Raw genomic sequence first — 11,589 nt, forward strand, 5'->3', positions numbered from 1 at the left:
GGCAAGTGACAACCACCCACCCCAACCCGCCCCACACAGCAGACGCCGGAGAGGCCCACCGCCCCTCCGGCATCCGCATGCACCACGACAACCCACGGGACGGCGATCTGAACCGGCCGTCGCCCCGCCTGGTAAGGCCGACGGGCGCGGGAGACCCGTTCCCATCCCGCGCCGTACGCGGAGCAGGTCCGGCGGCAGCTCGCCCTCGAGGGCGAGGCCCGCGTCCGCGAGCTCCGCGCCGAGCGCCGGGGCCGTCATCGCCGCGCGAACCTCGTCCCACGACCCAGGATCCGGCCACCACGGGGGAGTTCGGCGTCAGCGCAGGGCGGGCTCGCCCGCCCGGACGGCACTCATCACGCGCTCGACCGTCTCCTGCTGCTCACCGACCGGGGCCGCGTAGCCGATGGAGCCGCGCGCGGCGTCCTCGCCGAGCGTCCGGGCCATCACCCATGCGGCGAGGTACTGCGAAGCCAGGCAGCCGCCGGCCGTTGCGATGTTGCCCTCGGCGTGGAACGGAGCGTCCAGCACGGTGACGCCGAAGTCCTCGACGAACGGGCGGCTCGTCATGTCCGCGCAGACCGGCATACCGCCCAGCAGCCCGAGCCGTGCGAGCACCAGTGCGCCGGAGCACTGGGAACCGATCAGCTGTCGGGCGGGGTCCAGGGGCAGCATGGCGAGCAGCCGGTCATCGGCGATCACGTCGCGGGTCTTCACCCCGCTCCCGATCAGGACGACGTCGGCCTCGGGGATGAACTCCATCGGGCGCTGCCCGCTCACCTCGACGCCGTTCATCGAGGTGACCACGGGTGTCGGTGTGGTGATGAACGCCTCCAGGCCGTCCTTGCGGCAGCGGTTGATCAACGCGGAGGCGATGAAGCTGTCCAGCTCGTTGAATCCGTCGAAGGTGACCACGGCTACCTGCATCGGAACTCCTTGGTTGCGGCGTCGGAGGTCCAGTGTTCCACCGGCCACGCGCTCGCCCCCGGGCCAATCGGCGCCAGGTGGCCTGCCACTCCCGGGACATGGGGCACGGTCCCGTGCCGCGGTGAAGTCCGGGCGTCACCCACACGGAAAAGGCTTGGACGGCGCTGACGCGCCCGCGGGACACTGCGAATTCCGTTCTGACACGAGATCACAGGGTTGCGATGGAATCGTCTGCATCACGAGCGTTACCGCCACGCAAGGGCCCCGTGGTCCTCGCACTTCGCCACTACGGAAGGGAGTTGGTGCGGCTGCGCCGGCTGACGGCACCCGCCATGCTGATGCCGGCTCTCGGCAACATCGGCATCAACTACATCGCCCCGCTGGTCGTTGCGAAGCTCGTCGGCCGCATCGCCGATGACTCCACCGCCCCCGCCCTCGGCGCGATGCTCCCGTACGTCCTCGGGTTCGCAGGGGTCCTTCTGCTCTCCGAGGCGGCGTGGCGCGTCGGCCTGCACTGCCTGAACCGCCTCGACGCCCTCGGCATCGAGCACCTGTACGTGATCGGCATGGACGAGCTGTTCGCGAAGGACGCCGCCTTCTTCCACGACAACTTCGCCGGATCACTGACCAAGCGGGTCCTGAGCTTCGCCTCCCGCTTCGAGGAGTTCGTCGACACGCTGACCTTCTCGGTCGTGGGCCGGTTCGTACCGCTGCTGTTCGGGTCGGTGGTGCTCTGGCAGTACGAACCGCTGCTCGTCGTGGCGCTCCTGGTCATGATCACGGTGACGGGGGTGTGCGTACTGCCCCTCGTCCGGCGCCGCCAGGCGCTCGTCAACCGGCGGGAAGAGGCGATGGCCCGGGTGTCGGGGCACGTCTCCGACAGCCTGATGAACATGGACACGGTCCGCGCGTTCGCCGCGGAGGGGCGCGAGGCCGCCGAGCACCGGTCCCGGGTGGCGCACTCGAGGGCGCTCATGCTGCGGTCGTGGGACTACGGCAACCTGCGTATCGACACCCTCGTCGCGCCGATGTCCGTGGTGACGAACGCGCTGGGCCTGCTGCTCGCCGTCTTGATCGCCGGGGACGGGCACGGGGTGGAGGCGGTCGTGGTCGCCTTCACGTACTACTCCAACGCCACGCGGATCATGTTCGAGTTCAATCAGATCTACCGTCGCCTGGAGAGCTCGATGACGGAGGCCGCGCAGTTCACGGCGCTGCTCCTGACGTCGCCGACCGTACTCGACCCGCAGTCGCCGGAGCCGGCACCGTCGCCGACCCGGGCCGCCGACGTGCGGTTCGAGAAGGTGACCTTCGCCCACGCGGGCGCGCAGCCGCTCTTCGAGGGGCTGGACCTGGCCGTGCCCGGCGGAGCCAAGTTCGGGCTCGTGGGCCGGTCCGGCGGCGGCAAGACCACGCTCACCCGGCTGCTGCTGCGGATGACGGACATCGACGGGGGCCGGATCCTGATCGGGGGCCAGGACATCAGCAGGCTGCGCCAACGCGACCTGCGCGGCCTGATGGCGTACGTGCCGCAGGACCCGGCGATGTTCCACCGCACCCTGCGGGAGAACATCGCGTTCGCCCGGCCCGAGGCCACCGAGGCCGAGATCCGCCGCGCGGCCGAGGCGGCGCACGTCACGGAGTTCGCCGATGCGCTGCCGGACGGCCTCGACACCATGGTCGGCGAGCGCGGCGTCAAGCTCTCCGGCGGGCAGCGCCAGCGGGTCGCGCTTGCCCGGGCGATCCTGCGCGACGCGCCGATCCTGCTGCTGGACGAGGCGACCAGCGCCCTGGACTCCGAGAGCGAGATCCTCGTCCAAGAGGCATTGTGGCGCCTCATGGAGGGGCGGACCGCCCTCGTGGTGGCGCACCGGCTGAGCACGGTGGCCCACATGGACCGGCTCGTCGTCCTCGACCACGGACGCATCGTCGAACAGGGCACGCACCAGGAGCTGCTCGCCACCGAGGGCGCCTACGCAAGGCTGTGGCAGCACCAGTCGGGCGGCTTCCTCGACGACAGCTCCACACGCTCTCCCGACCTGCACTGATCGTGAATCCGAGGCAGTGGCCGGTGTGGCGAGGTCGCGGGCCGCCCGGCTGGGGCGAGGGAGGCGTCGCGGCCGCGGAGGGTCGCTACGGGGAGCCGAAGTCCGGGATGGTCAGCGAGCCGTCCTCGGCCAGGGGGAAGCCCGGGTTGTGGGCGATCTCCCACAGATATCCGTCGGGGTCGGCGAAGCACCCCGCGTAGCCGCCGTAAGCCGTTGCCCCGGCGGGCTTGGTCACGGTGGCTCCGGCCTGCTGTGCAGCAGTGAGGAGCGCGTCCACATCCTTCGGGGAGCGCAGGTTGTGGGCCAGGACGATACCGGCGAAGCCCGTTCCGCGAGCAGTGGCGAGGCCGGAGTCCCGTGCGAGCTTTTCGCGGCCCCACAGGACGAGCCCGAGGCCGCCCGCCTGGAAGAAGACGGTCTCTTCGACCTCTTGCCCCCGCCAGCCCAGGCTCTCGTAGAAGGCCCGGGAGCGCCCGAGGTCGGCGACACCCAGGGTGATCAGACTGACGCGTTGTTCCATGATCGGAAGCTAGCACGCGTTCCAGCGCATTCCCAGGCTGCCGGACCCGCGCCGCCAGGCTTTACCAAGATCGATTCTCGGCGTCAAGCCACGTATTCGAGTGGCGTGACGCACGTACTCCCGTCGGGTTTATTTGAAGTACGCCCTCACCGGGGAAAACCCCGGAGGACAAAGGGCCGGAATAAACCCCCGGCCTTACTGCGGGGCGGAATACGAACCCTTTTTACACCGAATGGAGAATTACCATGTTCGAGCTCTTCACGACCCGTCGTATCGTTCTGGCCGGAGCTTCCCTGGCGCTGGTCGGTGGTGGCATCGCCCTCCCCGCGACCGCCATGGCCGCGCCCACCGCCGCCCCGCAGCAGGCCGTCACCCTCCTCCCCCAGGACAGCGCCGACGGAATCGGTACCGGCGGCGACGCCAACGCCGAGAACACCACGGTCGGCGGCGAGGCCACGGGCGGCAACGCGAGCACCGGTGTCGGCAACTGCAAGGGCAAGTGCGAGATCAAGACCGGCAACGCCACCGGCGGCAACGCCAGCGCCGACGCCATCAACACCGGCGACGCCACCGCCGTAGGCGGCGACGGCACCGGCACCGGCGGCCAGGTCAACAAGCAGAGCATCAAGAACCAGGTCAAGGAAAACCTGAAGCAGAAGCTCGGCAAGTGAGGGCGGGCAATCGCCCCCACACCGCGGAAGCCGGAGAGGCCCATGGCCTCTCCGGCTTCCGCATGGCCCCACTGTCCCTGGAGCCAGTAGACGATGCCGACTGCCATGCCGGCTCCATGCGGCGCAATCAGTGGCCTGAGTCGGTGGTTCGCGGCACGCTCCCAACCGGCTCCGGCGCGGCGCCACAAGCGCGGGCACCGAGGACGGCGGTGGTGAACCTCGCCAGCTGATCCCGCATCTCCTCACGGGGCGCACCCTTCTCGCCCGCCAGGTACGCGACCAGGTCGGCCCGGGTCGCGGCGAGCAGCGCATGGGCGGTGAAGTCGCCGTCCGCCAGACCCGGGATGCGCTGCAGCAGGTCCCGCAGCAAGGCGTGCCAGTGCTCGTAGTGGTCCGTCCCGTACGGACTGCCCGTACCGGCTCCCTCCAGGGCCATCGCCAGGTGGCGGTTGTCGAGCTTGAAGCACAGGACTGCGTCGAGCAGGGCCGGTACGCGCTCCAGCGGCGGGGTCGCGGGCCCCAGCGGCGGCGGGCCCTGCTCCACGGCGCTCCACACCGGCTCGAGCCGCGCCTCGTACAGCGCGTGGATCAGCCCGGTGCGATCGCCGAAGGCGCGGAAGAGCGTTGCCTTGCCGACGCCGGCGGCTGTCGCGATGTCGGCCATGGTCACTTCTTCGGGGCTCCCACAGTGGGCGAACAGGGCGTCGGCGGCAGCGAAGACGGCCGCCCGATTACGGACCGCATCCTTGCGCGGCTTGCGTTCGGTCATGGGGGTTCCACCCTCCGGTTGCAATACGGACCGGCGGTCCGTATCTTTCCGAGGGAGAAGCGGACCGCTGGTCCGCATCGTACGGGACGGAGGACCCGCATGCCCGCAATCGCCTCACCCGCTGCCGATCTGTACCGCCACAGCCTGCGTCTGCTCCTGGACAAGGACATCGCCTCCTGGGCCGGCCTGTGGGCCGAGCACGGCTTCATGGAGTTCCCCTTCGCTCCCCCGGGGTGGCCCGGGCGGCTGGAGGGGCGGGAGGCCATCGCCGCCTACATGCGCGACTATCCCGACCACATCGACCTGCACGACTTCCCCGATCTGCGGATCCACGAGACCACCGGCCCGGGGACCATCGTGGTCGAGATGCGCGGCGCGGGCCGGGTGGTCGCGACCGGAAGCCCCTTCGACATGACCTACATCGCCGTCGTGACCGTGCAGGACGGGCGGTTCACCTCCTACCGCGACTACTGGAACCCGCTCGCCGTCCAGGAGCCCGGCATCGGCTTCGCCGCGGGCGGTGTCCGATGACCATCGCCCGCGCCACCCTGGTCATCGGCGCCACCGGCACCACCGGCAGCCGCACCGCCGCGCAGCTGATCGCCGCCGGTCGGCGCGTCAAAGCCGCGAGCCGTCGCGCCACCCCGATCGCGGGCGCCGAGCCGGTGCGCTTCGACTGGTACGACCCCGCCGGCTTCGGCGATGCCCTCCGTGATGCCGACCGCGTCTACCTCGTCCCGCCCGTCGGGGACCCGGACCCTGCCACGGTCATGCTGCCCTTCCTCGAGCAGGCCCGCGCCTCCGGCGTGCGCCGCGCCGTACTGCTCAGTTCCTCGGCCATCGCCGAGAGCGGCCCGGCGGTGGGACGGGTGCACCGGGCCCTGCCCGGCCTGTTCGGCGAATGGGCGGTCCTGCGGCCCTCCTGGTTCATGCAGAACTTCACCGGCACTCACGCCCACGCCGACAGCATCCGCAACGACGGCGAGATCCGGACCGCGGCCGGGTCGGGCCGGGTCGGCTTCGTCGACGCCGACGACATCGCCGCCGTCGCCGTGCGGGCCCTCACCGACGACCGCGCGCCCCGCGCCGACCTGGTCCTCACCGGACCGGAGGCACTCAGCCACGACGACATCGCAGCGCTCCTCACGGACGTCACCGGCCGCCCGGTGGTCCATCGCCGGCTGACCTACGACGCCATGCGTGACCGGCTGGCCGCGGTCGTGCCGGCGGAGTTCGCCGCGATGCTGGCCGGGATGGACCGGGCCATCGCCGAGGGAGCCGAGGACCGCACCACCGACACCGTCCAACGCCTCACCGGCCGCCCGCCCCACGGTTTCCGGGCGGTCGCCGAACGCGAGCTGTCCGCCCAGGCAGTGCCTCAGGCAGCCCCGGAACCCGGCCCGGCCCGCTAGGCGGGGCCCCATGCACGCCCGGCTCCGGCGTCGCGTCGAAGCGACGCGGCAGGCACGGGAGGTGCCGGACGCCGGTGTGCTGTTCACCGGGGACCTCGCCGAGACCGGGCAGTTCGCCATCTTCCCGTGGTTCCCGCCGTACGACACGGACGTCTCCGGCGTGCGCTGGCTCGGGGTGATGGACCGCCTTGCCGCAACCGCACCGCGGGTGGTGGTTCCCGGTCACGGCGAACCCGGCGGCGCGCAGGTGCTCACCGGCGTCCGCGACTACCTGTGCGAGCTGCGCGACGAGACCTGGCGGCGGCGTGACTCCGCGATGGGCGAGGCCGAGATCGTCGCCGAGGTCCGGGCGCTGCTGATCGAGCGGCATCCGGAGTGGGCCGGGCGGGAGTGGATCGAGCGCGGCATCGGATGCCTGTGCGCCGAGCACGCCGTATGACCCCGTCCCGCGACGCGGATCTGCGCCGCGGGCGCGGTCGCGGCGCGTATCTGGCGGGCTGCCGACGTTCAGCGGCCGCCGGCAGCGTGCCCGGTCAGCCGCTCCCGGACTTCCGTCCGTCGCGGGCGGCGTCAGTTGCGGGCCGTCAGGGCCCTCGTGAGCAGGCCGCCGCCCACGATCAGGACCACGCCCAGCCACCACACGTTGTCGTCGAAGATCAGGACGGCGATCCCGACGGGGACCAGCAGTCCGGCCAGTGGCAGGAACATCCCGGCCAGGTGAGGCGGCTCCGGCCCTGGCTGGCCCGCCGCGCGGAGGGCCCGGGCGCGGGCCACGTCCGGGTACCAGGCGGTGAAGCGCAGCGCCGCCACGATGGCCAGGATCTGGATGATCCATCCGGTCCAGATGTTGTCCGGATTGTGCAGCACGAGGTCCCCGTACGCCCCCGCCACGGCGGCGACCAGGAACGCCAGCCCCCACACCCCGGTGATGAGGTAGTTGGTCCGCAGGAACGTGGGTGTGTGCCAGTACGCCGGATCGACCTGTTCCCGCGCGTACTGCAGGGTGAAGGGCATGCGCACCGCCATGGACCCGAAGGCGATCAGGACGAGGGCGATGTTGGAGACCTCCCCGGCGTACGTCTCCAGCCAGCGGCGGGTGCCGTCGCTCGCGAAGGCGCCGATGACGGCCATGACGGTGAAGAAGACCAGGTCGGCGATCTCCAGCAGTTTCCAGGTGCTGCCCCTGTTGATGATCCGCCCGGCCGCCACGAGCACGACCGTCGCCGCCAGGGCGAGCACGACGGCGATCTCGAACCTGCCGGGACCGACCAGGAGCGAGAAGATGATCCACGGCGCCATGCCGATGACGGGATTCTCGAGGAATCCGGCAACAGCACCGCGGGCCGTGACGGGCGCCTCGGTCTTCACCTCTCCAGGGTGCGCGTGGGCGGCCGATCGGGCCATTCGGGTGGACTCGGCCCGGGCGCAGAGCGAAATCCCGTGACGGGCCGCCGATGATTTTCGGGGTTCCTGTCCGTCTACCTCATGAGAACGCGGACCGAACCCCCGCTCGGCAACCCAGGGAGCCCCCGATGCGCAAGATCACCGCAGGCCTGTTCATCTCCCTCGACGGCGTCGTCGCCGAGCCCCAGAACTGGCACTTCCCGTACTACAACGACGAGATGGGCGCCGCAGTCATGGGCGACATCCAGGCCAGCGACACCTTCCTGTTCGGCCGCACGACGTACGACGTCTTCGCCGAGTCGTGGCCCGAGCGCGAGCGCGCGGGCGGCGACGACGCGGGACTGGCCAAGGACTTCGGCGACACGCGCAAGGTCGTCGTCTCGAGCCACGACCTCGAGTTCACGTGGCGCAACTCCGAGCAGCTCCAAGGCGATTTCCTCGACGGCGTGAAGGCGCTGAAGGCCGAGGACGGCGACAGGCCCGTCGCTGTCACCGGCTCCGTCTCCCTCGTACGCCAGCTCCTCGCCGCCGGCCTCCTCGACGAGCTGCGGCTGCTGGTGCACCCGATCGTCCTCGGCGAGGGCCTGCGGCTGTTCGCGGACGGCGAGGGCCCGTACCCGCTGAAGCTGCTCAAGTCCGAGACTTTCACGACCGGCGTGATGCACCTGCTCTACGCACCGGCCGACGCCCCTCGGACCCCGGCGGCCGGCTGACTCCGTACGGCAGCGGCAGCAGCCCCGGCCGGTGACCCGACGGGCTGCGTGGGTCCCGCCGGTCAGGGCGACTCCTGGAGGTAGGCGGCGATCAGGGCCAGGTCGTTGGCGATCGTCAGGACACCGGCGGGGTCGGCGGTCGGCGTGGACGCGCCGTTGACGCCCGCGTAGAAAGTGTCGAAGCGGCCGCCGCCCTTGTCGAGGTAGCCGGCGATGGTGATGGCGCCGACGGCGAGCCGGTCGTTGAGGGTGTCCCCTCCGACGGCCGCGCCGGTCTTCGCGAACACCTTCCCGCGCGCCGGGCAGCTGCGGCAGTTCTCGGCCAGCAGACCGTCGACGCCGAGGATGGGCAGGGCCTCCCGGAAGCGCTGCGCGTCCGGTGTGCGCTGCCAGTACGCCAGCATCTGTACGAGCGCCTGCGGCGTGGCCCGGTCGGCGGGGTTGCCGCCGCGGCCGTCCATGAGTTCCGCCTGCCTGCGGTCGACGCCCGCCCGGTCCAGGAAGGCGGCGAGCACCGGGAAGCCGTCCTCGCACTGGTTGCCGCCGGTGGTGACGGCCATCAGGCAGATCCCGAGGTTCGCGCCCAGATTGTGGCTGACCTTGAGGATCAGCTTGGCGTACTGCTCGTACGGCGGTGAGGTGTACGCGGCCACCCGCGGGCGGCCGTCGTAGTCGCGCGGCAGCCGGGCGACCGGATTGGGAGCGGTCGCGGCGGCGGAGACCTCCACCCCGGCCCGGGCCAGTGCCTCGATCAGCGCGGTACGGCCGAACGCGGCCGGGTCCGTGATGGGCGAGGTCCGCAGCAGCGGCTCGGAGTCCGCCGCGATCGTGCCGGACAGCCGGATCCGGGTGCCGCCGTCGGCGGCCGTCACCGTGACGTTCGTCGGCTTCCCGGCCGCGACGGTCTTCACCGTGGAAGTGACTCGGTACGGGGCGGCCTTCGGCCGCCAGTCCAGCCGGGCGTCCGCGCCCGCCCGGTCGCCGGGCCTGGTCAGGAGGTCGATCAGGTTGTCGTTGATGATCAGGGGGGTCGGGGTGGGATCGAGGACCGGGTCGGGGGCGAAGAGCCGGCTGTCGACGATCACGTCGCCGTCGACGCGGGTGATGCCGGAGTCACGGACCTGTCGGGCGAGCTGGTCGATCCCGGCGAGCGGGTTCTCCGGGGTGAGGGTCGCGCCGGGGAAGTCGTTGGCGTAGGTGTGGTCGAGGTCGGTGTAGGCGACCGTGCCGTCGGGGCGCGTCCTGCCGCCCATGGTGAGATCGCCCTGGGCGACGAGATCCAGGTCACCGGTCAGCGTGGCCCCGGTCCGCTCGCCGACCGCGTAGACGGGGGTCACGAAGCGGTGGTCCGTGCCGAGGGTCCGCCACGTGCCGGAGACGGCGAACAGTTTCGCGGTGGAGCCGGGGATGAAGAACTGCCCGGGGAACAGGCTGTGCAGCACCTGCCCGTCGGCCGGTTCGGTCTGCAGGAGCCCCCACTGGGCATGGCGGTACTCCGGCTTCCGCATGATCTCCGTGATGCGCGGGTCGAGCCGGCCCGGATCTCCCACACCGGAGGACCACGACGTCGGGGACGGGGAGGGCGCCGGGGAGGGTGAGGGGGCTGCCCGGGCACCCGTACCCGAGGCGAGTGCCACCAACAACAGGGCGGCGAAACCGGCACCCGCTCGGCGCCTCAGCGACAGCGCGCTGACACGGATCCGATTTCCCACAGCGCGCTCCGTTCGTCGCGGCTGTCATCTCCCCCCGGGGCATGTGAACAGGGTGGCACGGCACGATTCGGCGCGCATGCCACCTCCGGTCAGCGGGGCATGCGAGAAGGCGATGGCGCGGGCGACGGCTTGCGGCGCCATCGCAATCCTGTCCGCCGCCGGCGTGCCGCGGTCCCGCATCCGCCCGACCGACGTGTTCGCCATCCTGGCCGGCATCGCCCTCACCTCGGCCCAGCCCGAGCAAGGCGACCAGGCCGGACGCCTCCTCGACCTCACCCTCGACGGACTGAAGCCCGCACAGCCGCAGCTCCCGGCAGGCGGGCGGCCCCGCGCCGCACGACCAGGCCGTGCCCGTGCTGGGCCGGGGGTCCTCCGTCCTACCGGGCGAGCAGGGCCGACGTCTCTCGACGCGCCGCGGCCAACCATGCCGCGCGCTCGCCGGCCGTGGAGTCGGTGACCGTCCGGAACACCGTACGGCGTACGTCGGTCACCCCCACGTACGGCAGGACACAGGCGGCCCAGACCCGCGCCAGCGGGTCACCGAACTCGCCCGCCTCCCGCTCCTCGGGGGTGTCCGAGGTGTTCAGCACCAGCGCCCGTCCGGCCCGCAGCAGACCCGCCGGCTCGCCGTCGGCCCGCCCCAGCTTGTAGGCCACCCCGGGCACCAGCACCCGCTGCACCCAGCCGGCCAGGACGGCCGGTGGCATGCCCCACCAGTTGGGGTGGATGAAGACGAGCGCGTCGAGCGTCGCGACTTCGGCGCGGTGCTGCGCCACCAGCGGATCGGTCGATGCCGCCGCCGCGTCGACCGTCTCGGTCTCCTCGGCGGTCAGCACCGGAGGGAACCCCTGCGCACACAGGTCGTGCGCGGACACCTCGCACCCCTCCACCGCCAAGGTGTCCGTCACCGCCTCGAACAGCGCGTGGTTGAAGCTCCCCGCCCGGGGGTGCGCCAGGTAGACCCCGACCTTCACGTCCGTCGACTCCCCTCGTCCGTCAGGCGATCCATCATGCCTCCACGGGGACCGCCATCCGCACCGCGGGCGAATCACCGCCGGGACGGTCAGCCGTCGAAGTGGGTCGGGTCCAGTCGATGGGGAGCCCGGCCAAGGGGGCGAGGGCGCTTCGGTGGGTGGCATCCGCCGACGCCTCGTACGCTCGGCCGTCCTCGGCGCCTACCTGCACGACAACGCCCGGGCCGACGTAGAAGCGGGTGGAAGTCCAGGGCAGAAGGGCCGCAGCGGCACGGGGTGCAGCGCATCGCAGGGCCGAGTCGCCCTCGGGGCGTCCGCACCGGCCGGGCTTCTATCAAGATCGATGCACCTCGTCAAGCCACGTATTCGAGTGGCGTGACGCCCGCTCCCCCACACGGTTTATTGGAACTACGCCCCCACCGGGGAAACCCCCGGAAAACAA

The 11,589-nt window shown here is 71.5% G+C and carries 12 protein-coding genes; 6 read left to right on the forward strand and 6 right to left on the reverse strand.

Going from position 1 to position 11,589, the window contains the following annotated elements:
* Positions 1 to 315 precede the first annotated feature (315 nt).
* Positions 316 to 924, reverse strand: coding sequence for a DJ-1/PfpI family protein (locus tag IF09_RS0139050; protein WP_030304229.1), 609 nt, complete (start codon positions 922 to 924; stop codon positions 316 to 318).
* A gap of 221 nt (positions 925 to 1,145) precedes the next feature.
* Between IF09_RS0139050 and IF09_RS0139055 the strand changes: the two genes are divergently transcribed.
* Entirely contained in the window at positions 1,146 to 2,972 is a 1,827-nt protein-coding gene (locus IF09_RS0139055) for an ABC transporter ATP-binding protein (protein WP_078613735.1), read from the forward strand.
* Positions 2,973 to 3,057: 85 nt separating this feature from the next.
* Here the strand turns inward: IF09_RS0139055 and IF09_RS0139060 are convergent, their stop codons facing one another.
* Entirely contained in the window at positions 3,058 to 3,492 is a 435-nt protein-coding gene (locus IF09_RS0139060) for a VOC family protein (RefSeq protein ID WP_030304232.1), read from the reverse strand.
* Between the two features lie 245 nt (positions 3,493 to 3,737).
* On the opposite strand from IF09_RS0139060, the gene IF09_RS0139065 reads away from it, so the two are divergent.
* A complete protein-coding gene (locus tag IF09_RS0139065) occupies positions 3,738 to 4,163 on the forward strand; it encodes a hypothetical protein (RefSeq protein WP_030304233.1) in 426 nt (141 codons plus the stop codon).
* Between the two features lie 127 nt (positions 4,164 to 4,290).
* Here IF09_RS0139065 and IF09_RS0139070 read toward each other — a convergent pair whose 3' ends face one another.
* On the reverse strand, positions 4,291 to 4,932 hold the full coding sequence (locus IF09_RS0139070; RefSeq protein ID WP_051833658.1) for a TetR/AcrR family transcriptional regulator: 642 nt from the start codon (positions 4,930 to 4,932) through the stop codon (positions 4,291 to 4,293).
* A 99-nt stretch (positions 4,933 to 5,031) separates the two neighbouring features.
* Here IF09_RS0139070 and IF09_RS0139075 point away from each other — a divergent pair, with 99 nt between their 5' ends.
* Genes IF09_RS0139075 through IF09_RS0139085 form a run of 3 tightly spaced genes read left to right on the forward strand, consistent with a single transcriptional unit; the run spans position 5,032 to position 6,783 of the window.
* Complete coding sequence (locus IF09_RS0139075) at positions 5,032 to 5,463, forward strand: nuclear transport factor 2 family protein (RefSeq protein WP_030304237.1); 432 nt, start codon at positions 5,032 to 5,034, stop codon at positions 5,461 to 5,463.
* On the forward strand, positions 5,460 to 6,344 hold the full coding sequence (locus IF09_RS0139080) for an NAD(P)H-binding protein (RefSeq protein ID WP_051833660.1): 885 nt from the start codon (positions 5,460 to 5,462) through the stop codon (positions 6,342 to 6,344). Before IF09_RS0139075 ends, IF09_RS0139080 begins: the two co-directional genes overlap by 4 nt.
* A 10-nt stretch (positions 6,345 to 6,354) precedes the next feature.
* The gene (locus IF09_RS0139085) at positions 6,355 to 6,783 is read left to right on the forward strand and encodes a hypothetical protein (RefSeq protein ID WP_234321336.1); all 429 of its coding nucleotides are present in this window, start codon (positions 6,355 to 6,357) and stop codon (positions 6,781 to 6,783) included.
* Positions 6,784 to 6,914: 131 nt separating this feature from the next.
* Here the strand turns inward: IF09_RS0139085 and IF09_RS0139090 are convergent, their stop codons facing one another.
* The gene (locus tag IF09_RS0139090; RefSeq protein WP_030304243.1) at positions 6,915 to 7,712 is read right to left on the reverse strand and encodes a hypothetical protein; all 798 of its coding nucleotides are present in this window, start codon (positions 7,710 to 7,712) and stop codon (positions 6,915 to 6,917) included.
* Positions 7,713 to 7,876: 164 nt separating this feature from the next.
* On the opposite strand from IF09_RS0139090, the gene IF09_RS0139095 reads away from it, so the two are divergent.
* Positions 7,877 to 8,461 (forward strand): dihydrofolate reductase family protein, encoded by a 585-nt coding sequence (locus IF09_RS0139095; RefSeq protein ID WP_030304245.1) that lies wholly within the window; start codon positions 7,877 to 7,879, stop codon positions 8,459 to 8,461.
* A gap of 62 nt (positions 8,462 to 8,523) precedes the next feature.
* Here IF09_RS0139095 and dacB read toward each other — a convergent pair whose 3' ends face one another.
* The gene (dacB, locus tag IF09_RS0139100; protein WP_267882209.1) at positions 8,524 to 10,173 is read right to left on the reverse strand and encodes a D-alanyl-D-alanine carboxypeptidase/D-alanyl-D-alanine-endopeptidase; all 1,650 of its coding nucleotides are present in this window, start codon (positions 10,171 to 10,173) and stop codon (positions 8,524 to 8,526) included.
* Positions 10,174 to 10,550: 377 nt separating this feature from the next.
* Positions 10,551 to 11,147 (reverse strand): NAD(P)H-dependent oxidoreductase, encoded by a 597-nt coding sequence (locus tag IF09_RS0139110; protein ID WP_030304251.1) that lies wholly within the window; start codon positions 11,145 to 11,147, stop codon positions 10,551 to 10,553.
* Positions 11,148 to 11,589 lie beyond the last annotated feature (442 nt).

The sequence above is a fragment of the Streptomyces katrae genome (assembly GCF_000717655.1).
GTDB classification, from domain to species: Bacteria; Actinomycetota; Actinomycetes; order Streptomycetales; family Streptomycetaceae; genus Streptomyces; species Streptomyces katrae_B.

Excerpts from the sequence above, each read along its gene's own strand:
- IF09_RS0139050 (WP_030304229.1), bottom strand. The coding sequence starts at position 924 with ATGCAGGTAGCCGTGGTCACCTTCGACGGATTCAACGAGCTGGACAGC.
- IF09_RS0139055 (WP_078613735.1), top strand. The coding sequence starts at position 1,146 with ATGGAATCGTCTGCATCACGAGCGTTACCGCCACGCAAGGGCCCCGTG.
- IF09_RS0139060 (WP_030304232.1), bottom strand. The coding sequence starts at position 3,492 with ATGGAACAACGCGTCAGTCTGATCACCCTGGGTGTCGCCGACCTCGGG.
- IF09_RS0139065 (WP_030304233.1), top strand. The coding sequence starts at position 3,738 with ATGTTCGAGCTCTTCACGACCCGTCGTATCGTTCTGGCCGGAGCTTCC.
- IF09_RS0139070 (WP_051833658.1), bottom strand. The coding sequence starts at position 4,932 with ATGACCGAACGCAAGCCGCGCAAGGATGCGGTCCGTAATCGGGCGGCC.
- IF09_RS0139075 (WP_030304237.1), top strand. The coding sequence starts at position 5,032 with ATGCCCGCAATCGCCTCACCCGCTGCCGATCTGTACCGCCACAGCCTG.
- IF09_RS0139080 (WP_051833660.1), top strand. The coding sequence starts at position 5,460 with ATGACCATCGCCCGCGCCACCCTGGTCATCGGCGCCACCGGCACCACC.
- IF09_RS0139085 (WP_234321336.1), top strand. The coding sequence starts at position 6,355 with ATGCACGCCCGGCTCCGGCGTCGCGTCGAAGCGACGCGGCAGGCACGG.
- IF09_RS0139095 (WP_030304245.1), top strand. The coding sequence starts at position 7,877 with ATGCGCAAGATCACCGCAGGCCTGTTCATCTCCCTCGACGGCGTCGTC.